Source organism: Hydrogenobacter sp. T-2 (genome assembly GCF_033971325.1).
GTDB lineage: Bacteria > Aquificota > Aquificia > Aquificales > Aquificaceae > Pampinifervens > Pampinifervens diazotrophicum.
On the sequence record NZ_CP117180.1, the window covers coordinates 1,160,026 to 1,181,016 of the forward strand.

The 20,991-nt window shown below is 43.8% G+C and carries 31 protein-coding genes and 1 tRNA gene; 15 read left to right on the forward strand and 17 right to left on the reverse strand.

Annotation, left to right across the window (positions count from 1 at the left end):
* Positions 1-27: 27 nt before the first annotated feature.
* The 6 genes from IAE16_RS06755 to IAE16_RS06780 form a co-directional block, all read right to left on the reverse strand.
* The gene (locus tag IAE16_RS06755; RefSeq protein ID WP_173833669.1) at positions 28-711 is read right to left on the reverse strand and encodes a 2-oxoacid:ferredoxin oxidoreductase subunit gamma family protein; all 684 of its coding nucleotides are present in this window, start codon (positions 709-711) and stop codon (positions 28-30) included.
* Entirely contained in the window at positions 708-1,574 is an 867-nt protein-coding gene (locus IAE16_RS06760; RefSeq protein WP_323700011.1) for a thiamine pyrophosphate-dependent enzyme, read from the reverse strand. Before IAE16_RS06760 ends, IAE16_RS06755 begins: the two co-directional genes overlap by 4 nt.
* A 21-nt stretch (positions 1,575-1,595) precedes the next feature.
* Entirely contained in the window at positions 1,596-2,765 is a 1,170-nt protein-coding gene (locus IAE16_RS06765; protein WP_323700012.1) for a transketolase C-terminal domain-containing protein, read from the reverse strand.
* Between the two features lie 16 nt (positions 2,766-2,781).
* Entirely contained in the window at positions 2,782-3,495 is a 714-nt protein-coding gene (locus tag IAE16_RS06770) for a carbon monoxide dehydrogenase beta subunit family protein (RefSeq protein ID WP_323700013.1), read from the reverse strand.
* A gap of 80 nt (positions 3,496-3,575) precedes the next feature.
* Positions 3,576-3,791, reverse strand: coding sequence for a hypothetical protein (locus tag IAE16_RS06775; protein ID WP_323700015.1), 216 nt, complete (start codon positions 3,789-3,791; stop codon positions 3,576-3,578).
* Position 3,792: 1 nt separating this feature from the next.
* Positions 3,793-4,659, reverse strand: a complete 867-nt coding sequence (locus IAE16_RS06780; protein ID WP_323700016.1) for a class I tRNA ligase family protein — start codon at positions 4,657-4,659, stop codon at positions 3,793-3,795.
* Positions 4,660-4,705: 46 nt separating this feature from the next.
* Here IAE16_RS06780 and IAE16_RS06785 point away from each other — a divergent pair, with 46 nt between their 5' ends.
* The 3 genes from IAE16_RS06785 to IAE16_RS06795 are packed head-to-tail and all read left to right on the forward strand — an operon-like array spanning position 4,706 to position 6,271.
* A complete protein-coding gene (locus IAE16_RS06785; RefSeq protein ID WP_323700017.1) occupies positions 4,706-5,035 on the forward strand; it encodes a thioredoxin family protein in 330 nt (109 codons plus the stop codon).
* Positions 5,032-5,535: an HIT family protein gene (locus tag IAE16_RS06790; RefSeq protein ID WP_323700018.1), complete on the forward strand. Its 504-nt coding sequence runs from the start codon at positions 5,032-5,034 to the stop codon at positions 5,533-5,535. Before IAE16_RS06785 ends, IAE16_RS06790 begins: the two co-directional genes overlap by 4 nt.
* A complete protein-coding gene (locus IAE16_RS06795) occupies positions 5,525-6,271 on the forward strand; it encodes an ABC transporter ATP-binding protein (protein WP_323700019.1) in 747 nt (248 codons plus the stop codon). The genes IAE16_RS06790 and IAE16_RS06795 overlap by 11 nt, the downstream gene beginning before the upstream one ends.
* Here IAE16_RS06795 and IAE16_RS06800 read toward each other — a convergent pair.
* Positions 6,264-6,527, reverse strand: coding sequence for a hypothetical protein (locus tag IAE16_RS06800; protein WP_323700020.1), 264 nt, complete (start codon positions 6,525-6,527; stop codon positions 6,264-6,266). The genes IAE16_RS06795 and IAE16_RS06800 overlap by 8 nt on opposite strands.
* A gap of 14 nt (positions 6,528-6,541) precedes the next feature.
* Positions 6,542-7,300, reverse strand: coding sequence for an SAM hydrolase/SAM-dependent halogenase family protein (locus IAE16_RS06805; RefSeq protein WP_323700021.1), 759 nt, complete (start codon positions 7,298-7,300; stop codon positions 6,542-6,544).
* Between the two features lie 53 nt (positions 7,301-7,353).
* Here IAE16_RS06805 and IAE16_RS06810 point away from each other — a divergent pair, with 53 nt between their 5' ends.
* The 11 genes from IAE16_RS06810 (at position 7,354) to IAE16_RS06860 (ending at position 13,804) form a co-directional block, all read left to right on the forward strand.
* Positions 7,354-7,539 carry a YgaP family membrane protein gene (locus IAE16_RS06810; protein ID WP_323700022.1) on the forward strand — a complete coding sequence of 62 codons (186 nt, stop codon included), beginning with the start codon at positions 7,354-7,356 and terminating at the stop codon, positions 7,537-7,539.
* On the forward strand, positions 7,536-7,940 hold the full coding sequence (ruvX, locus tag IAE16_RS06815) for a Holliday junction resolvase RuvX (protein WP_323700023.1): 405 nt from the start codon (positions 7,536-7,538) through the stop codon (positions 7,938-7,940). The genes IAE16_RS06810 and ruvX overlap by 4 nt, the downstream gene beginning before the upstream one ends.
* The gene (gene mltG, locus IAE16_RS06820; RefSeq protein ID WP_323700024.1) at positions 7,937-8,908 is read left to right on the forward strand and encodes an endolytic transglycosylase MltG; all 972 of its coding nucleotides are present in this window, start codon (positions 7,937-7,939) and stop codon (positions 8,906-8,908) included. The genes ruvX and mltG overlap by 4 nt, the downstream gene beginning before the upstream one ends.
* Positions 8,895-9,410, forward strand: coding sequence for an archaemetzincin family Zn-dependent metalloprotease (locus tag IAE16_RS06825; protein ID WP_323700025.1), 516 nt, complete (start codon positions 8,895-8,897; stop codon positions 9,408-9,410). The genes mltG and IAE16_RS06825 overlap by 14 nt, the downstream gene beginning before the upstream one ends.
* An 11-nt stretch (positions 9,411-9,421) precedes the next feature.
* Positions 9,422-10,933 carry a F0F1 ATP synthase subunit alpha gene (gene atpA / locus IAE16_RS06830; protein WP_323700027.1) on the forward strand — a complete coding sequence of 504 codons (1,512 nt, stop codon included), beginning with the start codon at positions 9,422-9,424 and terminating at the stop codon, positions 10,931-10,933.
* Positions 10,930-11,721: a DUF72 domain-containing protein gene (locus tag IAE16_RS06835; RefSeq protein WP_323700028.1), complete on the forward strand. Its 792-nt coding sequence runs from the start codon at positions 10,930-10,932 to the stop codon at positions 11,719-11,721. The genes atpA and IAE16_RS06835 overlap by 4 nt, the downstream gene beginning before the upstream one ends.
* Positions 11,722-11,745: 24 nt before the next feature.
* Positions 11,746-11,877: a hypothetical protein gene (locus IAE16_RS06840; RefSeq protein WP_323700029.1), complete on the forward strand. Its 132-nt coding sequence runs from the start codon at positions 11,746-11,748 to the stop codon at positions 11,875-11,877.
* 214 nt (positions 11,878-12,091) lie between these two features.
* Positions 12,092-12,571, forward strand: a complete 480-nt coding sequence (locus IAE16_RS06845) for a tetratricopeptide repeat protein (protein WP_323700030.1) — start codon at positions 12,092-12,094, stop codon at positions 12,569-12,571.
* Between the two features lie 4 nt (positions 12,572-12,575).
* On the forward strand, positions 12,576-13,052 hold the full coding sequence (smpB, locus tag IAE16_RS06850; RefSeq protein WP_323700031.1) for an SsrA-binding protein SmpB: 477 nt from the start codon (positions 12,576-12,578) through the stop codon (positions 13,050-13,052).
* A 17-nt stretch (positions 13,053-13,069) separates the two neighbouring features.
* A complete protein-coding gene (locus IAE16_RS06855; protein ID WP_323700032.1) occupies positions 13,070-13,687 on the forward strand; it encodes a winged helix-turn-helix domain-containing protein in 618 nt (205 codons plus the stop codon).
* A gap of 26 nt (positions 13,688-13,713) precedes the next feature.
* Positions 13,714-13,804: transfer RNA gene (locus IAE16_RS06860), tRNA-Ser, on the forward strand.
* On the opposite strand, the gene IAE16_RS06865 is transcribed toward IAE16_RS06860, so the two are convergent.
* From IAE16_RS06865 to IAE16_RS06905, 9 genes are read right to left on the reverse strand one after another with little or no spacing between them, the layout of a single operon-like run.
* Positions 13,765-14,583 (reverse strand): polyprenyl synthetase family protein, encoded by an 819-nt coding sequence (locus IAE16_RS06865; RefSeq protein WP_323700033.1) that lies wholly within the window; start codon positions 14,581-14,583, stop codon positions 13,765-13,767. The genes IAE16_RS06860 and IAE16_RS06865 overlap by 40 nt on opposite strands.
* A 3-nt stretch (positions 14,584-14,586) precedes the next feature.
* On the reverse strand, positions 14,587-15,033 hold the full coding sequence (locus tag IAE16_RS06870; protein WP_323700034.1) for a hypothetical protein: 447 nt from the start codon (positions 15,031-15,033) through the stop codon (positions 14,587-14,589).
* A 59-nt stretch (positions 15,034-15,092) separates the two neighbouring features.
* Positions 15,093-15,830 (reverse strand): MlaE family lipid ABC transporter permease subunit, encoded by a 738-nt coding sequence (locus IAE16_RS06875; RefSeq protein ID WP_323700035.1) that lies wholly within the window; start codon positions 15,828-15,830, stop codon positions 15,093-15,095.
* On the reverse strand, positions 15,814-16,977 hold the full coding sequence (gene aroC, locus IAE16_RS06880; RefSeq protein WP_323700036.1) for a chorismate synthase: 1,164 nt from the start codon (positions 16,975-16,977) through the stop codon (positions 15,814-15,816). Before aroC ends, IAE16_RS06875 begins: the two co-directional genes overlap by 17 nt.
* Positions 16,977-17,180: a 50S ribosomal protein L28 gene (rpmB, locus tag IAE16_RS06885; protein WP_323700038.1), complete on the reverse strand. Its 204-nt coding sequence runs from the start codon at positions 17,178-17,180 to the stop codon at positions 16,977-16,979. Before rpmB ends, aroC begins: the two co-directional genes overlap by 1 nt.
* Before the next feature lie 33 nt (positions 17,181-17,213).
* Positions 17,214-18,470 carry an adenosylhomocysteinase gene (gene ahcY, locus IAE16_RS06890; protein ID WP_323700040.1) on the reverse strand — a complete coding sequence of 419 codons (1,257 nt, stop codon included), beginning with the start codon at positions 18,468-18,470 and terminating at the stop codon, positions 17,214-17,216.
* Positions 18,455-18,595: a hypothetical protein gene (locus IAE16_RS06895; RefSeq protein ID WP_323700042.1), complete on the reverse strand. Its 141-nt coding sequence runs from the start codon at positions 18,593-18,595 to the stop codon at positions 18,455-18,457. Before IAE16_RS06895 ends, ahcY begins: the two co-directional genes overlap by 16 nt.
* Positions 18,592-18,759, reverse strand: coding sequence for a hypothetical protein (locus IAE16_RS06900; protein ID WP_323700043.1), 168 nt, complete (start codon positions 18,757-18,759; stop codon positions 18,592-18,594). The genes IAE16_RS06895 and IAE16_RS06900 overlap by 4 nt, the downstream gene beginning before the upstream one ends.
* The gene (locus IAE16_RS06905; RefSeq protein ID WP_323700044.1) at positions 18,756-19,613 is read right to left on the reverse strand and encodes a KaiC domain-containing protein; all 858 of its coding nucleotides are present in this window, start codon (positions 19,611-19,613) and stop codon (positions 18,756-18,758) included. The genes IAE16_RS06900 and IAE16_RS06905 overlap by 4 nt, the downstream gene beginning before the upstream one ends.
* A gap of 19 nt (positions 19,614-19,632) precedes the next feature.
* On the opposite strand from IAE16_RS06905, the gene miaB reads away from it, so the two are divergent.
* Positions 19,633-20,943, forward strand: a complete 1,311-nt coding sequence (gene miaB, locus IAE16_RS06910) for a tRNA (N6-isopentenyl adenosine(37)-C2)-methylthiotransferase MiaB (protein ID WP_323700045.1) — start codon at positions 19,633-19,635, stop codon at positions 20,941-20,943.
* Positions 20,944-20,991 lie beyond the last annotated feature (48 nt).

The window sequence follows — 20,991 nt, forward strand, 5'->3', positions numbered from 1 at the left end:
ACCTGCCTTGCCTCCTTATAGATTAATTTAACCCGTAAGAGCTTCTTCTTCCACCCAGCCCCTTTCCTCCGCTATCTTGAAGGCTTCTCTTATAACCTGCATATTTTTCTCAAGAAGCTCCATCTTCTTTTTGAACTTCTTCTCTATAGCACTGTCAAGGGCTGTTGTTCCACCAGAAGCTACGAAGGTGTTTCCAAGAAACCTTTCTCTTACAGCTTGCTCTATGTGTTCAAAGCCTACAATACGGGTTATACCAAAGAAAAGACCTATCATTGCCATGTTTGTGGCAAGCTCAGTTCCAGCAATGTCAAGGGCTATTTTTGTGGCTGGGAACATGTAGACCCTTGTGTTGAGTTCTTTGAGAATATTCCAGTCCTCTTCTGGGATTATGTCTACGTCTGTGTTTATTATCACAAGACCGTTTTCTTTCAAACCTGAGTAGAAGGGCATGGTGTAGGACTTTCCGTGGGTTATGACCTGAGGATGATAAATCATTATCACGTTTGGATAGACTACCTCACCAACTTCGTATATAGGTTGGTCAGAGACCCTAACGTAGGCTTCAACAGGTGCCATCCTCTTTTCTGAACCAAAGAAGGGAACAAGGGTTGCATATTTGCCTGCGGCGGACATGGCATTACCAAGGATATGGGCGGAGGTGACCACCCCCTGCCCACCAACACCAGCTATGCGTATGTTATACCTTTTCATGCCTTTACCTCCTCTGGCTTCCTCTCTATCTCTTCAAAGAATTCCTTTACCTCATCGGTCATCCACTCATAGAAGCCAAAGTCTTGCTTTTCTCTCTTTCTGGCATCCTCAAGGACCTTTTCTGTTGGTATGGAGTATTCTATGTTGCAAGAGGTGTAGGCATGTATAAAGGTAGGTCCAAAGTGCCTTGCGGCAAGTATTGCCCTACGCACTGTCTTTGCTATTCTCTTGGGATTGGTAGGTGCCAGCTTTGCTACGTATACACAGCCTGCGGTCTTGGCAAGCTCCACTGCGTTTATCTTGTCAAACTGCTTGCCCTTAGGTGCCATCTTTAGCTGAACGCCTCTTGGAGACATACCACTTTCCTGACCACCAGTGTTTCCATAGACCTCATTGTCTACCATTATAGTGGTGAACTTCTCTCTTCTGAACCATGAATGCATGGTCATTCCAAAGCCTATGTCTATAAGACCACCGTCACCTGCTATAACCACCACATCCTTTTCCTTGTCAGGGAACCTTATATTGAGGGCTCTCTTTAGACCAGAGGCAACTGCGTTAGTGTCTCCATAATTTCCGTATATAAAGGGAACAGCTGCCTGAGAAAGGGCAAGCCTTGCACAACCTGCTGTACCTATAACTATGGTGTCCTCTGGTTTTGGAAGAGAGGCATAGAAAACCCTTATGAAGTATGCCATAAAGCATCCAGCACACATGGGGTGCTCTTCCACAAGCTCCTTGAACTGTCCGAGCTGTTGGACGTCTAGTTCCTTGCCAAACTGCCCATATTGGACCAAGTCTACATAGTCCTTGGGCATATATTTTTCAAAGCCTGGTGATATCCTAACATATTCCAGACCCATATCTATACCTCCTTAAGTTTTTTATACAACAACCTTCTTTTCCTTCTTTATGCCAAGGGCATTGTATATCTTTTCCATTATAAGCTCCACCGGTAGCGTCATGCCACCATAAACCCTTGGACCGCCCACTACTATATCGCTGTTGGGTATGGCCGCCTTTACTTCTTTTGCAAGCCATCCCACTATGTTGTGTTCAGGTACTATAACCGCCTTAGCCCTGGAGAGGGCTTGTCTTATCTCTTTCTCTGGGAAGGGTCTTATGGACTTGACCTTTACAAGACCTACATTTAGACCCTCAAGCTGTGCATAACGCACCGCCTCTCTTCCTTGTGCAGCAGCGCATCCAGAAGCAACTACGAAAACTTCTGCCTCTGGGTTCACCACCTCTATAGGACCGCCAAGGTATTTGTAGATGTATTTCATAGCCCTTATGTTAGAAGACCAGACCTCTTGTTGCCATACCGCGTGTATCAGGTAGCTCATAAAGTTAGACTTCTGAACTGGTGCGTCCCTTTGTATTCTTGCGGGAGGGATCTCACAGTCTGTGGGAGGCACTGGTGCCTTGTAGGGGTCTCTTGGTGGCAGTTTCATGTCCTCTGGTGTCATATTTACATAGCCCTTGGCATGGGTTACAAAAAAGCCCTCAGTGCAAACCGCTATAGGTATATAAACGTCCACCTTTTCAGATATGACAAAACTTGCGAGGGTAAAGTCAAAAACATCCTGTTGGTTTTCCGCATGAAGAACAACCACTCCAGAGTGAAGCAGGTAAGCTATCTCCACATTGTCAGGCTGTATGGAAAGTGGTGCGTTTACAACCCTTGTGAGAACACCAAGAACCGCGGGTATTCTATGTCCTGGCCAAGAAGCTATAGCCTCCAAACCTCTAAGGAGACCTGGCCCAGAAGTAGCAGAAAAAGCCCTTGCACCTCCTCTGACCGCTCCAGCTATAGCAGACATAGCTCCGTATTCCTCTTCCGCCCTGTAGTAGTCCTTGAGATAGCCCTGAGCCCATATATCACCCACAAGGTGCATAACCTCAGATTGGGGTGTTATAGGGTATGCTATTGCAATGTCCACGTTGGCACGCTTGACAGCTTCCGCCATAGCTTGGGCACCGGTTATAAACTTCCTCTCCCTCGGTGCCTCCAAAAGAAGGTAATCCGCATCTACAACTCTTTGCTCTGGCATGACACTACCTCCGTTTTTATTCGCTTTCTGTTACCTGTTCTCCCCTTCTGGGGATTAAAAGATAAGAATACTCTCCATAGTCAAGCACAGAAAGGGTTTGATACTCCTCTTTTGGAAGGGATGGATTCTCTGGTGGAAGTTTGGGCTCCCACTTTATGCCAAGCTCTTCTCTAACCTGCACAAGCACATCCTTAAAGCGTCTAATCTCCTCCGCATGCTGGTCTCTGAGGGAAACCATAGCATCCTCATGGCCCATCTCCGCACACAGGGCTATGGTAAAACAGTTGGTTCCAGCCCTTATCATTCTCAGAGATAAATTTGCATAGTGGCAGTGGACACCCACGAATATACAGGCTTCTATTTTATTGTGAAGTATGGTGAGGTTTGGATGGTTTGGGTTTATCTCTGCCTCTGGGTCTATCTTGGGATATTTGGGCCTGTAGTCGGGCATGGGTATTATCCTGCAGTTGGGTATCTCCATAGCCAGCTCAAGAACCGCCTTTGCCTTTTCCATGGCTCCGGCGTTCCATCCCCAGAGAACCAGTGGTCCTGGGAATATGGTGGGGTTTCTTCTTGTTAGCATAGCCTTTGCAGCTTCTCTCATTGCGGTCCCTTCGTCCACTATTTTTCCATAGAGCAGTGCTTTTCCCGGGGGAGGAAGTTCAACACCTTCAAAAGCTGCAGGGGTTGGTATATAGCCAGCCGGTCCTGGCAAAACTTCCATTGGCATGCCTTACCTCCTTAATGAATGGGTTATCAAAAAATTAGCATGAGCTTAAAAGCTGTCAAGGGGAATTTATATGATAAAAGTCATGCCTTTTTCTTCCCTTTCTTATCCTTGCTCCTTTTTTCCTCTTCCTCAAGTTCTCTTATCCTTTTTTCCCTTAGTTCTTCGTATCTTGGTCCTACTTTCTTATATACCTTGTCTGCTACGAAGATTATAATAAGGAGAAGGGGCAAACCCACGAGAAGCATAAGGAGTAATAGCTTTCCAAAAAACAAGAGCAAGTTTATGAGGTTCTCCATTTCAAACCACCAAGTTGAGAAGTTTGTTCTTTATGTATATGACTTTTCTTACTTCCTTACCGTTCAACCACTGGCTTATCTTTGGGTCTTTGAGAGCAAGCTCTTTTGCCACGGCCTCTTCTGTATCCACTGGCACCCTTATAACCGCCCTTAGCTTTCCATTTACTTGCACTGGAATTTCCAATTCTTCAAGGACAAGAGCCTTCTCGTCGGGTTCTGGGAAGGGATAGAAAACCATAGGTTTGTTATATCCAAGAGATTGCCAAAGCTCTTCGCATATGTGGGGTGTAATAGGATAAAGCATGAAGAGTATGCATTCAAAGGATTCTCTTAGCACCTTGTAGTCCAAATTGTCAGAAGGTTGGAAGTCTTGAATGGTGTTTAGAAGCTCCATTATGCTTGCTATGGCTGTGTTGAAGGAGAGGTCTTCTATGCTTGAGAGGTATCTTTTGAGGGTCTGATAGGTCTTGTGTCTTATCTCCCTGATGTTTCCACTGAGGTTTGCAAACTCTTCCCTGTAATATGTGGCTTCTTTCATACCTTGAAGATGCTGATGGAAGAGAGCCCAGAGCCTTCTGAGAAACCTATAAGCACCTTGAACGCCTTCTTCCGTCCATTCAAAGTCCTTCTCCACAGGACCTGCAAAGAGTATATATAGTCTTACGGTATCTGCTCCATACTTCTTTATGGCCTCTTCTGGGTCAACGGTATTTCCCTTTGATTTAGACATTTTGGCGGGCTCACCTACCTCTTGCTCTATCTTTCTTATATAGCGTTCCTCCTCAAGATTTAGCTTCTCAAGTAGAAGTACAAAGTTGTCTCCTATGGATATGGCATTTTCTTTTAAAAACTCATGCACCTTCATCATGCTTTATTATAGCACCCAGATTATAATCTTTCTAAGGAGGTTTAGCATGTTTGAGGGCTTTGAAGAGCTTACAGATAGAGACTTTTACGAAAAAGCTATGGCTGGAGAAAAGCCAGCGGTTGTTTTGCTTACCACACCAGACAATCCACAGAACCAAACCTTTTACGAAAGGCTCATAAAGTTTCAGAGGCTCTATGGGGACAAGATAAACTTTTACTGGCTTGACGTTAGTAAACATACCAGTGCAGAAGACCTTGGGGTATTTAGCTTTCCTACAGTTCTCTACTTTAGGGACACTATGGAATTGGAGAGGCATGACTATACTCCAGAGGAAGAGGATGTAGAAAGGGCTATAAGGAGGCTTTTGAGGCTATGAAGCTCCTTTGGGCACCTTGGAGAAGCCAATACGTGGAAAAGGTAGACGAGCAAGAGGGATGCTTTCTCTGTGAAGCGGTATCTCAACCAGAGGAAAAGCTCAGAGATTATCTTGTTCTGCATCGTGGCAGGAGGGCTTTTGTTATATTTAACAAGTTTCCCTACAATCCTGGACATCTAATGGTGGCACCCATAGACCACATAGGGGATTATCTGCTTCTTGACCAAGAGACCGCGCTTGAAATACACAAGCTAACAAGAGTTTGTATACAGCTTATAAGGGAAGTGATGAAGTCTCACGGCATAAACGTAGGCTATAACCTTGGCAGGGCTGCAGGTGCTGGATTGGAAAGCCACATACATCTCCATCTCGTCCCAAGATGGTTTGGAGATACCAACTTTATGCAAACCCTTGCGGATACTAAGGTTATATCTCAAGACCTCTATGAGCTTTATGACAGGATGAAGCCCGTATTCAAAAGGATACTTGATGCTTCTTGAGATAAGGAACTTAAACCTTTACTACGATGGTAATCACGTTTTAAAGGATATAAACTTTGAGCTAAAAGAGGGTGAGGTGCTTTGCATAGTAGGCGAGTCAGGCTCTGGAAAAACTTCCATATTATACTCCATAATAGGACTTTTGCCAGAGAAGGCTAAACTTGAAGGCTCTATCAAGTTCAAAGGACAGGAATTGGTAGGTCTTTCAGAAAGGGAATACAGAAGCATACGAGGAAGGCACATATCAATAGTTTTCCAAGAACCCTCCGTCTATCTTGACCCTCTTTATAAGGTGGGTATCCAAGTAGAAGAAGCCTATATGGCACACTTTGGGAAAAAGGGTGCAAGGGAAAAGGCTCTTCAGGCACTCAAAAAGGCAGGCATTAAGGAGGTAGATAGGATATACGGTAGCTATCCTCATCATCTCTCAGGTGGGTTAAAGCAGAGGGTTTGCATTGCCATAGCTACCGTATGCGACCCACAGCTTGTGCTTGCGGATGAGCCCACCACTGCCTTAGATGTTTCCATTCAGAGTAGGATACTTAAACTCTTCAGAGATATGAAGGAGGTGAGCAGAAGCGTTATTCTTGTTACTCATGACTTTGGCGTTGTGGCGGAGGTGGCAGATAGGGTTATGGTTTTAAAGGATGGCATGATGGTGGAGGAAGGAGATGTGTGGAGTATCTTTGACAACCCAAAACACCCCTACACTCAAGAATTACTGAGGGCTATTTAGAGGAAAGGAACTTCTCAAGACCTTGGATTATCTTGTCTGGAGAGATCTCATAGGCGTTTTTCTGAAGCTGAGACCTTATACTTTCAACCTTCTTGCTTAGATGCTCATAATCTACAGCGTGATTCCTCTGAGGTGGGTTAGAAAGCTCAACACTAACGCTCTTACTTTCCTCTTTTTCTTTAACCTGCCTTCTACTCCTTTCCTCAAGCTCTGCTATATACCCAACTATCTTTTGTAGCTCTATCCTGTCAATCATGATTATATTATCGGCTATGTGGGTGTTTTTTTCAAGGTAATAGACTCTCCAACCCTAACTCCAAGTTTTTCCTTAAGGTTTTCCATAGGTAGGAACACTTCCATAAGACCAAAACTTCCACACACAAGGGCAGGCTTACCTTTCTCCGCCTCAAGAAAGTAAGAAACCACCCTTAACTTCTGTCCTCTGAAATATCCCTCCTTATACCTGCCACAGGGCACATTGGTTATGCCATTACCAAAACGGTCAAAGTAGAGTATTTTTCCCAGCACTGTATCTCCCATATCTTCTGGCTCTTCCCATGGAAGTTTAAACTGATACTCTATTGGACTTCCAACTTCTTGAGGGGCTAAACCCTTACTTAACCACCCAGCTATAGGTGCAAACACATCTCTACCATGAAAGGTCTCATTTATTCTTGAGAGGGCAAATCCTTCCATATTTATCTTGTATGCCTTAGGCTTATCTTCTATATTTTTAAGGGCAAGGTCAAAAAGTCCATTGTAAGGTCCTACGAAGGTATACCCTCCAGAGCTAACCACTATTGGAAGTCTTTCGGAGCCTACACCTGGGTCCACCACACATAGAAATATCGTGCCCTTTGGAAAATAAGAAAAATGAGCTTTTAAAAGTAAGGCACCATGAAGTATATTAAAAGGCTCTACTTCATGGCTTATGTCAATTAGCTGAACCTCGGGGTTTATGCCAAGTATTACGCCCTTCATAACTCCCACAAAGCCATCTCTAAGTCCAAAGTCAGTAAGTATTGCCACAAACCCCTTCATGGTCTATTATGTTAAAATGAATACCAAAGGAGGTGCAAACCATGGAAAAGAACATGGCAGGTTGGGACAGGGCTATAAGGATAGTGTTGGGAGTGATTTTCCTTTACCTTGCTTTCACAAATGGCGGTGTTTGGTGGATACTGGGTTTAATAGGCATAGTGTTCATAGGGACTTCCGCTATAGGGTATTGCCCCCTGTATAAGGTGGTAGGCATAAAGACGGGTTGAAGATACTTTCAATAGACTATGGTATTAAGCGTATAGGATTAGCCCTTGGAGATACGACCCTTGGTATAGCTTTACCGCTGGAGGTTATTGAAAATAAGGGTGAGAAAACCTTACAAGCTATATCTGATAAAGTAATAGACCTTGGAGTTCACACTATTCTGATAGGACTTCCTCTTACACAAATGGGGAAGGAGGGACAAAGGGCAAAAGAGGTAAAAGGATTTACAGAAAAACTAAGGGATTTCCTGCCAGAAGATGTTGAGATAATACTTTGGGATGAGAGATACACTACAGAAGAGGCTTATAGGCTCATGCAAGGTGTAGGCTTAAAGAGAAAGGAAAGACTGAAAGACAGCCTGTCAGCCTACATTATACTTCTGGAGTATATGGAAAGCTTATGAGACACCTAAGGTTCATTTTCCCAGCTATTATTTTAGCACTCCTTGCCCTTTATTCTTTCCTACCTGTAAAAACACAAGAGAAAACTGTAGAAATAACATACGGCACGCCTACAAAGGATATAGCCTTCCAGTTATACAAAGAAGGACTTTTGAGAAACCCATTGAGTTTTCTATTTATTCACGCTTTATACAAGAAAAAACTTGAGGCTGGAGAATACGAGTTCAAGGGTCTTGTATACCCTTGGGACATATACGAAAAGCTCAGCAAGGGTCTAAAGAAGACTTACAGAATAACCATACCAGAAGGCTCAGATATATATGATATAGGAAGAATCTTGGAAGAAAACCACATATGCTCCGCAAAAGACTTTCTAAAGTATGCCCTTTCTGAGGACACCGTTAAGAAATATGGTCTTAAGGTAGGCAGTATGGAAGGCTTTCTTTTTCCAGACACCTACTTCTTTTCAAAAAACACCCACCCTCTCAGGGTTATAGATGTAATGCACAAAAACTTCCTAAGAAGAACCGAGGAGCTTAGGAAAAACCTTGAAGAAAAGGGACTTACCCTCGAAGAGTGGGTCACCATAGCATCCATGATAGAGAAGGAAACTTCAAAGCCCGAAGAGAGACCTCTCGTGTCCGCAGTTATACACAACAGACTAAAAAGGGGTATGAAACTGCAGATAGACCCTACCGTTATATACGCACTAAAAAGAAGAAATATGTGGGAAGGTCGCCTTACACTAAGACATCTTAGACTGGAAGACCCCTATAACACTTACGTTTATTTTGGTCTTCCACCCTCTCCCATATGCAACCCTGGGCTTGAATCCCTAAAGTCCGCTCTTGAACCTGCAGAGGTTAATTATTTATACTTTGTTGCAGATGGTTCGGGTGGACACTATTTTAGTGAAACCTATCGGGAACACAACAGAAGGGTAAGGGAATTTAGAAATGCAAGAAGGTAGATTCATATATTTAGCTGGTTTTGGTGTAGAAAAAAGACTTATACTTGCTACAGCGAAGAACATAAGAGAGGTGTTTGGCTTTGAAGTAAGATTCTCATATATCACACTTTCACCGAGACTGGGCTATAACCCTTATAGAAGACAATATCATGCCAGTACAATTTTAGAGTCCCTGTCAAGAGTCCACTATCCTGACATGTTAAAGTTTGCAGCACTTTTGTCCTTTGACCTCTACGAAGAAGGTTTGAATTTTGTATTTGGACTTGCCCAACTTGGCGGAAGGTATGCGGTGGTAAGCACATACAGATTAAAGAGTGAAGATGAGAGGCTTTTCTTTGAAAGGGTTTTCAAGGAGGTGAACCACGAACTGGGTCATACTCTTGGACTGATGCACTGTAAAAATAAAAAATGCGTTGTGAGATTCTCCAACAGTCTGCAGGATGTGGATGCCAAGAGTAGGTTTTTCTGTGAGAATTGTAGTAAAATACTTCCAAAACCCTAAGGAGGTTTGTTATGGCAACTATAACCTATGAGGAAGCTCTTCAGTTATTGAGAGAGCAGATAAAAGGCTTTGAAGCGTCCGCAAAGATGGAAGAGGTGGGTGTGGTCTACTACGTGGGTGATGGTGTGGCAAGGGCTTATGGGCTTGATAATGTGATGGCAAACGAGCTTGTGGAGTTTGAAGGCGGAACCATGGGACTTGCCTTTAACCTTGAAGAGGACAACGTGGGTATTATAGTGCTTGGTAGCGAAAGCGGTATAAGGGAAGGCTCAATAGTTAGAAGAACGGGAAGAATCTTGGACGCTCCTGTGGGTGAGGGGCTCATAGGAAGGGTTATAGACCCCTTGGGTAATCCTCTTGATGGAAAGGGTCCTATAAAGTATGAATACAGGTCTCCAGTGGAGAAGATAGCTCCAGGGGTTGTAAAGAGAAAGTCGGTCCATGAGCCACTCCAGACGGGTATAAAAGCTATAGATGCCATGATACCCATAGGAAGGGGTCAAAGAGAGTTAATAATTGGAGACAGGTCAACTGGAAGAACCACCATATGTATAGACACCATACTAAACCAGAAGGACACAGATGTCTATTGCATATACGTTGCCGTAGGTCAAAAGAGGTCAACTACTGCGAGGATTATAGAACTACTTGAGAGAAGTGGTGCTATGGAATACACTTGCGTGGTTGTGGCATCTGCCACGGACCCAGCATCTTTGCAATACCTTGCTCCCTTTGTAGGATGCACCATAGGAGAATACTTCAGAGACAACGGAAAGCACGCCCTTATCATCTATGATGACCTTTCAAAGCACGCAGAAGCCTACAGACAGCTTTCCCTTCTTATGAGAAGACCTCCTGGTAGAGAAGCATACCCTGGAGATGTCTTTTATCTGCACTCAAGGCTTTTGGAGCGTGCAGCAAAGCTAAATGACGAAATGGGTGCAGGTTCTCTTACCGCCTTGCCCATAATAGAAACCAAGGCGGGGGACGTGGCCGCCTACATTCCTACAAACGTTATATCCATAACCGATGGTCAGATTTACCTTGAGCCAGACCTCTTTAACAAGGGCATAAGACCCGCCATAAACGTGGGTCTTTCTGTTTCAAGGGTTGGTGGTGCGGCACAGATAAAGGCTATGAAACAGGTGGCTGGAACTCTCAGGCTTGACCTTGCACAGTTTAGAGAACTGGAAGCCTTTGTGCAGTTTGCCTCGGAGCTTGATAAGGCAACCCAGCAGACCATAAATAGAGGTCTTAGGCTTGTGGAGCTCCTAAAGCAAGAACCCTATAACCCTATTCCTGTTGAAAAGCAAATAATAGCCATATACGCAGGAACAAACGGATACATTGATGACCTACCGCCTCAGTCTGTAAGAAAGTTTGAGAAGGAGCTATATACATACCTTGACAAGGAAAGTTCAGACTTGCTAAAAGAGATAAGGGAGAAAAAAGCCCTTGATGACCAGCTTAAGGCAAAGATAGACCAAGCCCTAAAGGACTTCAAATCTAAGTTTATTCCTTGAGGGTATACATAGGCTGTAGTGGTTTTTTCTACAAAGACTGGGTGGGAGGGTTCTACCCTCCCCTTTTAAAGAGAGAGGATTACATAAGGTTCTATTCTAAATACTTTGAGGTTGTGGAGATAAACTCGTCCTTTTATAACCTTCCCAACAGAGGAGCTGTAAAAAGTATGCTTTCCAGAACTTCAAGTTTGAAGTTTGCTTTCAAAGCCAATAGAGTTTTCACCCACCATAGAAACTATCTCCAAGAAGACGTTAAGAAGTTTCTACATGCCATAGAGCCTGTCATTGAAGAGGATCGCTTTATTGCAATTCTTTTCCAATTTCCTGAAAGCTTTGGCTACAGAGAAGAAAACCTTCAGCATATAAAAAGACTCTCAGAGGATTTCAGAGGTTTGCAAAAGGTTGTTGAGGTAAGAAACAAGAGCTTCAAAAAGTCAGATTTTTATGGTTTCCTTGAAGAGCTTGGCTTCTCTCTCGTTAACACCGATGCACCGAAAGGAGGTGGCTTTCTTGTGGGTCCGTGGGTTGAGGTAGGTGGAGTAAACTATGTGAGACTTCATGGTAGAGACTCTGAAAAGCCTTACGACTACCTTTATTCCCTTGAAGAGCTCAAAAAGATAAAGGAAAAAATCAAAAAGTTAGGAAACAAGGACACATACGTGTTTTTTAACAACACGGTAAAAGCCCGAGCGGTGCTTAACGCACTTCAGCTAAAACTGCTTTTTGGCATAAGGGCAGACATTCCCAAAAGTCTTCAAAGTTCTCTTAGAGAGAAGGAGTGGGAATAGATTATTATCAAACGGAGGTGCGCTATGGTAAAGTTCCTTTTTATATTCCTACTCTTTGGTATTGCTTTTCCTAAGGAAGTTCCCTTTACCTTAGAAGACAGAGACAGAATAATCAGGCTTGAGGAAGGGCAAAAGGCTATCGTGCAGAGAGTTTAGCAATAGGACAGAAAGACAGTGGTTAAAAAAGCTACAACTGAGACTCCTGAAAAGTTTGAAAGTGGAAGGTTCAAAAACTTATTGTAAGCTGTGAGAGATGTGGCAAAGGAATATGAACAAATTGCAGGGGCTTTGAAAAAGCACAATCTATTGTAAGTATGTGCTTTAGTCCCTTGTTGTCAATTTTTGTGATAGGGATATATTTAAACTTACTATGAGGGATATAAGCAAGGATGCCAAGGAGCTTTTGGAGAAGGCTCTTCAGGAGCACATGGCTGGAAACATACAGCAAGCTATTGAACTATATCAGCAATCTATAGATATTCAGCCTACCGCAGAAGCCTACACTTACATGGGCTGGGCATACAGCATGCTCGGTGAACTTGAAACCGCAATAGAGCTGTGTTTGAAGGCTATAGAAATAGACCCTGATTTTGGAAACCCATACAACGACATAGGTTCATACCTTATGGCTATGGGAAGGCTTGACGAAGCCATTCCCTGGCTCAAGAGGGCAATAACTGCACCAAGATACGAACCAAGGCAATATCCTCACATGAACTTGGCAAGGATATATCTCATGAAGGGAATGTATAAGGATGCACTAATAGAAGTGGAGAATGCAATAAGGGTGGCACCAGACTACAAACCAGCTCATATATTGAGACATCAGATATTGGCTATGTTAAACTGATAGAATGGCTAAAGAAAGTGGAGAGCTTACTGTAGCCTACAACAAGGAAGCAAAGGCGGAATACGACATATTGGAAACTTACGAAGCTGGAATAGTGCTTGAAGGTCCTGAGGTAAAGGCTCTCAGAAACAGACAGACGGTTTCTTTCAAAGACAGTTTTGTGAGGATTCAGGATGGAGAGGCATGGCTCTATAACCTGTATATTGCACCTTATCGTTATGCGACCATAAAACCTCCAGACCCACTCAGAACAAGAAAGCTCCTGCTTCATAAGAGGGAAATACTTAGGCTTATGGGAAAGGTAAAGGAAAAGGGTTATACCCTTATACCTTTAAGGGTATACTTCAAAAAGGGAAAGGTGAAGGTGGAGGTAGCTCTCGCTCGAGGCAAAAAGGCTCACGATAGAAGGGAAGAGCTCCGTCAAAGAGACCTTGAGAGACAGCTAAGAAGAGAACTAAAGGAAGGTAAAATAAAACTATAATAGTAGGAGGCAAGAAGATGGAAGGCGGAGAGGTTAGTGAATTATTCAAAGCATTACTGGATAAGTTAAATGATTTGCTGTTATCAATACGCAACGATGCTATGCATATAATACAAGAAGGTAATTATGCAAAGGCACAAGAATACATAATATTGGCACAGCAAGTAGAAAGATTTATTGCGGAAATGCATGTTAAATATCAAGAATGGCAGATGCTATCAAACAAACCGATGTTGCATCAAAAAAGCACGGCACTAACCAAAAATGAACCATATGAACGAATAAATAATATAACTTCACAAGTAAAATATAAACTGCCACGTGGACTTCGCACACCAGAGCAAGCTTATCGAATCCCAATCCTAAAAGCTCTTGTTGAGTTGGGTGGAGAAGCTCCAATGCAAGAAGTATTAAAAAAAGTTTACGAACAGATGAAAACTATCCTAAAGCCTGTTGACCTTGAACCACTGTCATCCGATCCAAAAAAAACCCCGCGATGGAAAAATACAGCCATGTGGGAGAGATTTAATATGGTAAGAGATGGTTTACTGCGCGGCGATTCTCCAAGAGGTATTTGGGCAATTACAGAACGTGGACGGGAATATTTATACTATCACAAAGAATACAGTCAGTAATTTTTGGAGTATAATTTTACACCTTAGGAGGGGTGGCCGAGTGGACGAAGGCGGGTGATTTGAAATCACCAGTGGGTTCACAGCCCACCGGGGGTTCGAATCCCTCCCCCTCCGCCAACCACAATCTCTAAAAGTTTCAAAAACTCCTCGGTCTTTATGCCTATATCCTTAGCTAAAGTTATACACTCTCTTTCAAGTTCCTGTATCTTTTCCAATAAAGCCTCGCCATACAAAAGATAAAAGCCATCCTTGTCCTTTAGGTCATCCACCATCTGAAAGAGCAAACCTGTCTTTAGACCCAAAACTTCAAGATTTCTAAAAAGGTCTGACCTTTTGGCTACTATGCCACCAGCTTTGAAACAAAAGGAGAAAAGCCTTGCGGTTTTCTTGAGGCTTATCTCTTCTTGAGAGGAGAGCTTTCTTATATCCATAACCTGTCCACCCACCATACCATTAAGTCCAGAATCAAAAGCAAGTTCTCTGATGAGTAATATAAGTTCTCTGTCTTGTATGCTTCTGAAGTTTTCCCTTTTTGAAAGCACTTCAAAGGCATAAGTAAGCAAGGCATCACCCGCCAGTATGGCAAGGTCTTCACCAAAAACTAAATGGCATGTGGGTTTTCCTCTCCTTACGCTATCGTTATCAAGTGCAGGAAGGTCGTCGTGAATCAAAGAGTAGTTATGCACCATCTCCACCGCACAGCCTACAGTAATGGCATCCTCCATATCACCACCAAGGGCGTTGCATACCGCACACAAAAAGAGAGGTCTTATGCGTTTACCTTCCTGAAAAAGGTAATAGGACATAGCTTGGTAAAGGAGCTGTGGCTCAAAGGGTCTTAGAAGGTCTCTAAGCCTCCCTTCTATCTTCTCCTTCCATCTTTGGAGGTTTTCCATTCTTTAACGTTCCACTGGAGAGATTTCAGAATTTTCTATTCTGTATAGGTCTCCCTCTTTGCCTGAATGCATCTGTCTTAGGTCATAGTTAACTAAAAACCTATTGCCCTTGTATTCAAAAAGCACGCTACATTTAAAGACTCCCTCTTCTGTCTTACGAGCTTTACCTTTTTCTATGAGCTTAAGCTCCTTCATAACGGGTTCTATCTTGTTCATTAAAGCACTTTCCACTTCTTGAGTTTCACCAGTGATAAGAGAAAAGCCTACGCCTAAACCTAAGAGGAGTGCTTCCATGGGATTTTGTTGAGACCATACATAAAAGGCGGTCTGAGCTCTTACGTCCTCTAAGAATTTTTCCTCATAGCAGGGGTTTGTGAAGGGTAGACCTTTGCAACTCACAGAGAAGGCAAAAGCAAGTATAAAAAGCAGTTTATAGTAGCTCTTTTTCATAGCTTGCCTAATTAATTATACACCAGACGGAGCATCCAAAGTAAAGGCAAAGTGCAAGTTTAAAATATTATGGCAGTCAAGAAGTAGTCGGATATTAGGATAAGCATAGATGAGGTTACTACGCTGTTGGTAGTAGCTCTTCCCACGCCTTCTGTTCCACCCTTTGTGTAGTATCCAAAATAACAGCTAACCGCAGAGATAATAAAGCCAAAAAAGACCGCCTTGTATAGACCGCCGATAAAGTCATAAAGCTCTGCAAGGTCTTTCATTTTCTCCCAGAAGAGGTATTCGTTTACTCCAAAGAGTTTGACTGCCACAAACCATCCACCAAATATGCCAGAAATGTTCGCAATTACCACAAGCATAGGGACACCCACAATGCCCGCAAATAACCTTGGAGACACAAGATAGCTCTTTGGGTTTATTCCCATTACCTCAAGGGCGTCTATCTGCTCTGTTATCCTCATTGTGCCTATGTTGGCGGTCATTGCAGAGCCTACCCTTGCCACCACCATGAGGGATGCAAGCACTGGTCCAAGCTCCCTTCCCATGGATATGGCAACCACCGCACCAATGAGAAACTCCGCATTAAAGCGATGAAAGGTGCTATAGGTCTGGAGTGCTATAACGCCACCAGAAAAAATAGAGGTTATAACTACCACAGGTATAGTTTCTGATGCCAAATAGGCAAGCTGTTTAAAAAAATGTCTTGCCTTCGGAGGTTTTCTAAAAAGGTAATACAGACCCCAAAGGGTAAGAAGTGTAGCTTTTCCAACCTCTTCAAAAATTCTTAACATGTTGGATATACCTTTCAAACCTTTCCTTTATCTCCTCCATGAAGTCTCCACCCAGTTTTTCAAGTAGGGCGTCTGCGAGCACTATAGCAAGCATGGCTTCACCTACTACAGACGCGGCAGGCACTGCCACCACATCGCTTCTTTCCTTTCCAGCCTTTACTCCTTCCTTGGTGTTTATGTCCACACTTCTGAGTGGTTTCGTCAAAGTTGGTATGGGTTTCATAACACACCTAACCACAATAGGCATGCCGTTAGTTATACCTCCCTCTGTGCCACCAAGGTTGTTGCTGTATCTAAAATACCCTTCCCCTTCCGACCAACCTATTTCGTCATGAACCTCAGAGCCAAAACGCTCCCCGCTTTCAAAGCCGAGCCCAATCTCCACACCCTTTATTGCCTGCATGCTCATCATAGCCTGAGCTATCCTACCATCTATACGCTTGTCCCATTGAATATGACTTCCAAGACCGGGAGGAACGCCCAAAGCAAAGACCTCAAAAACACCACCAAGGCTCTCTCCTTTTTCCTTTGCCTCATCTATTGCTCTTATAAACTCCTCGTCCTTTGTAGGGTCTGGAAAACGCACCTCGGAGAGTTCTGCAAGTTGATGTCTTCTCCAAAGGTCTTGCTCCTCTATGGGAGGCTTAACCTTTCCTATGCTAAGCACATAGCTACCTATTTTTATACCAAACTCTTCAAGAAACCTCTTGCAAACCGCTCCAACCGCAACCCTTGAGGCGGTTTCTCTGGCGGATGCTCTTTCAAGGATGTTCCTTAGGTCTCTTTGGTTATACTTTATGCCACCTGCCAAGTCCGCATGACCTGGGCGAGGTCTCACAAAGGGCACAACGCTCTCTGATGGCTCGCCTTCGTATGCCATCTTCTCCTGCCAGTTTTCCCAGTCCTTGTTCCATATGACCATACTTATGGGACTTCCCAAAGTTTTGCCAAAACGCAGACCAGAAAGAAACTCCACCCTGTCGCTTTCTATCTTCATCCTCCCTCCTCTGCCATAGCCTCTTTGCCTTCTTTGAAGCTCTCTGTTTATATACTCGGAGGAAAGCTCAAGGTTTGCAGGAATACCCTCAAGGATGCAAACTAATGCCTTCCCGTGCGACTCTCCTGCGGTAAGAAACCTAATAGGCATCAGCTTTTTACAGAAACCGCCTTTACCACCTTACCTGCTTTTAGACACTTGGTGCAAACATATACTCTTTTTACAGTGCCATCTTCAAGAACAATCTTGACTTTCTGAAGGTTCGGCTTAAAGGTCCTTGAGTTTTGCTCTGCAGAGAAGGTTACGCTCTTTCCAAACTTGGTGGTCTTTCCACAAACATAACACCTTGCCATCTTCAACCTCCTTCAAAAGGGTAATATTATAAACTATGTGCCAAACTCCCAAGAGGATAGATATTTTACCTGCTCTGGTGTTAGTTGGTCTATTTCCACCCCCATGCTCCTTAGCTTCAAAGAAGCCACCTCTTTGTCTATCTCTTCTGGCACTCTGTAGACGTCTTTTTTGAGGTTTTGGTGGTTTCTGAGGATATACTCCGCAGAGAGGGCTTGGTTAGCAAAGCTCATATCCATCACGGAAGCAGGATGACCTTCCGCACTGGCAAGGTTTACAAGCCTTCCTTGTGCCAAAAGATAGAGTCTTCTACCATCCTTGAGCCTATACTCCTCAACGAAAGGTCTTATCTCCCTTTTACTCACACTTAACCTTTCGAGAGCCTCTATGTCTATCTCCACGTTGAAGTGTCCAGCGTTGGAGATAATGGCACCGTCTTTCATCCTCTCAAAATGCTCCTCTCTTATTACAGAGGTATTGCCTGTAACCGTCACGAAAAAGTCCCCCAGTTTGCAGGCTTCTCTCATGGGCATAACCAAGAAGCCGTCCATCTTAGCCTCGAGTGCCTTTATGGGGTCTACCTCGCAGACTATAACCGTTGCTCCCATACCTCTTGCCCTTTGGGCTACACCTTTGCCACACCATCCGTAGCCTGCAACCACAAAGTAAGAACCTGCTATAAGTCTGTTGGTAGCCCTCATTATGGCATCTATGGTGGACTGTCCTGTGCCATACCGGTTGTCAAACATATGCTTTGTATAAGCATCGTTTACCGCTATTATGGGAAACTGCAAAACTCCCTGCTGAGCCATAGCCCTTAGTCTTATAACTCCTGTGGTGGTCTCTTCCATTCCTCCGTAAACTCTTTTTGCAAGCTCGGGAAACTCCTTATGAAGCGTGGATATAAGGTCCGCACCATCGTCTATCACTATGTGTGGTTCCCTTTTTATGACCTCTCTTAGGTGCATATAGTAGGTGTCTGTGTCTTCGCCCTTTATGGCAAAAACTGGAATGTCGTAGTATTTTACCAATGCGGATGCGGTGTCATCTTGGGTAGAAAGGGGGTTTGAGGCTGTCAAAAAGACCTCTGCACCACCTTCTTTTAGAGTTATCATAAGGTTTGCAGTCTCTGTGGTAACGTGAAGACATGCGGATATGCGTATACCTTTAAAGGGTTTTTCTTTGGAAAACCTCTCCCTTATGCTTCTAAGCACTGGCATATCCCTTTCTGCCCATTCAATCCTCTTTTTGCCAAGCTCCGCAAGGCTTAGGTCTTTTACATGGTAATCCATCTTACTCCTCCAAACTTAATATCTTTCGCTACCTCCTTCAGGAAGACCTCAAAGTTTCTAAACTCTGAGCTTCCTATTATAGCAAAGGTTAAGTGGTTTCTCCTCTGGTCGTGCTCTGCCTTCATTGGGTCAAAAACCCTACTTTTACGACATGCTCTGCAGTGCCAAGCCCATAATATGCAGGGCATTCTCTTGCAAGGCACTCTAATCTGTCTCTTGCTACCCTTAGAAGAACCTTCAAAAACCCTTCCTCTCCCTGCGTTCTTCTCTTTGCATAAGCTAAACTCATGCACTCAAAGGAGGTCCTATCCTTACCAGACCGAGCTCCGTTATCTCCATGTAGTGCGTTCTTGTGTCATGACCGCACATCCTGCATCCATCTATACGAAAGAGCCTAACTATCTCACCTATAGGCTTTTTGTAGAGCCTTGATTGTGCCTGCGTGAGAATTATGTCCTTAGATAACACCATAGAGCAGTCCACTATGTGGCTTATAGCGTAGCCACCTGCAGCTTCTGCGGTAAGCTCCTCATGTCCGCTTCTTTTTTGAGAGATAAAAAGAGCGGTCTGATACCACCTTTTCATAAAGTTGAAGAGTTGACGCACCACAACTCTTGCTTGCATTTCACGGGCTTCATAAAGTCCAGTTATTGAGTCTATGACCGTGTGTCTTACCTTGTAGGTCTTTATTACGTGTGCGAGTGTGGCAAGAAGGTCTGGTATGTTTTCCCTTAGCCTTCCGTGGCTTGCAGCGTCTATTAGGATTATGCGGTCTTGAATGCTTTCAAAGTCTATTCCCATGGCTTTTGCCCTTTCCCTTATACCCGTAATGGTAAAGTGTGCAGGAGACTCTACAGTTATGAAAGCCACAGGCTCTCCTCTGCTTGCCTGCATCACCGTATACTGCTCAGCCATAAGACTTTTACCCGTATCAGAAACTCCCGTTATATTAGTAACCGAGTAGGCTGGTATACCACCGAGAGGTTTTCTTACTGGCTTACCCTCTTGTATATCCGATGTGAAGAAAAGCTCGTCAAGACTCTCAACACCCGTAGGCACTCCGTATAGTTTTGGAGCTTTCTTTATCGCTTCTTCCGCAGTCCATATGCTTTCTTCTACGACCTCTGGCTTTTTCTCTTCCATGGTAGTAAATTTTAACACTATGAAGTACTACATAAAAACCTTTGGATGCCAGATGAATTTTAACGATTCAGAGAGGTTAAAGGGTATACTGCAGAGTATGGGCTACGAACCTGCGGAAAGTTGGGAACATGCGGACATAATCCTCATTAACACCTGCACTATAAGGGAAAAGCCAGACCAAAAAGTCTACTCTCACCTTGGGGAATACAAGAAGATAAAGGAGAAAAACCCGGGGGCTATCATAGGCGTATGTGGATGCCTTGCCCAGAGGATGGGAGAAGAGTTGGTGCAAAAAGCTCCCGTTATAGACATAATGTTTTCCAGCTTTAATATGCACCATCTACCAGAGTTAATCCAGCAGGCTCAGGCGGGATATAAGGCTATAGCCATCCTTGAAAACCCACCAGAGGACGAGGACAAGCTGTGGGAATATGCTACCGTAAGGGATAACCAGTTTTGTGCCTATGTGACGGTTATGAAGGGCTGTGATAAAAACTGCACCTACTGTGTGGTGCCAAAAACAAGAGGCAGACAAAGGTCAAGAAGTCTTGAAAGCATACTATCGGAGGTCAAAAGCCTCGTGTTAGATGGTGTAAGGGAAATACATTTGCTTGGTCAGAACGTGACCGCATGGGGGCAGGACCTTGGTATTCCCTTTGAAGAATTACTTTACAGAGTTGCGGAAATTCCCGGCGTGGAAAGAATTAGGTTTACCACAGGACATCCCAAAGACCTAACGGAGGGCATAGCAAAAGCCATGGGAGAGATACCTCAAGTTTGCGAGCATATACACCTACCTGTGCAGGCAGGCTCTACAAGGATACTCAAGCTCATGGACAGGGGTTATACAAAGGAGGAATACCTACAAAAGATTGACATGCTAAGGCACTATATAAAGGGCATTACCTTCTCCACTGACATAATTGTAGGCTTTCCCACAGAAACAGAAGAAGACTTTGAGGATACCTTGGATATTTTAGAAAAGGTGAAGTTTGAACAGGTTTTCTCCTTTAAATACTCGCCAAGACCAGACACACCAGCCTACAGCATGGAGGGGCAGATTCCTGATGAGATTAAATCCCAAAGGATGTCAAGACTTCTTGAATTGCAAAAGAGGATACTATCAGAGATAGCCAAGTCCTACGAGGGGACGGAGCAAGAGGTCTTGATAGAGAGCTACGAAGATGGAAAGCTCACGGGCAGAACAAGAACAAACAGGTGGGCTACCCTTAAGGGAGATAGTAGCCTGCTTGGAAAGCTGGTAAAGGTAAAGGTGCTAAACTCAAAGCCCTTCAATATGGAGTGCGAAGTCCTAAGGGTAATAGGATAGGCGTTTCATATTGCTACAGGTAAGGAGAGGAGTAAATTTATACATGGA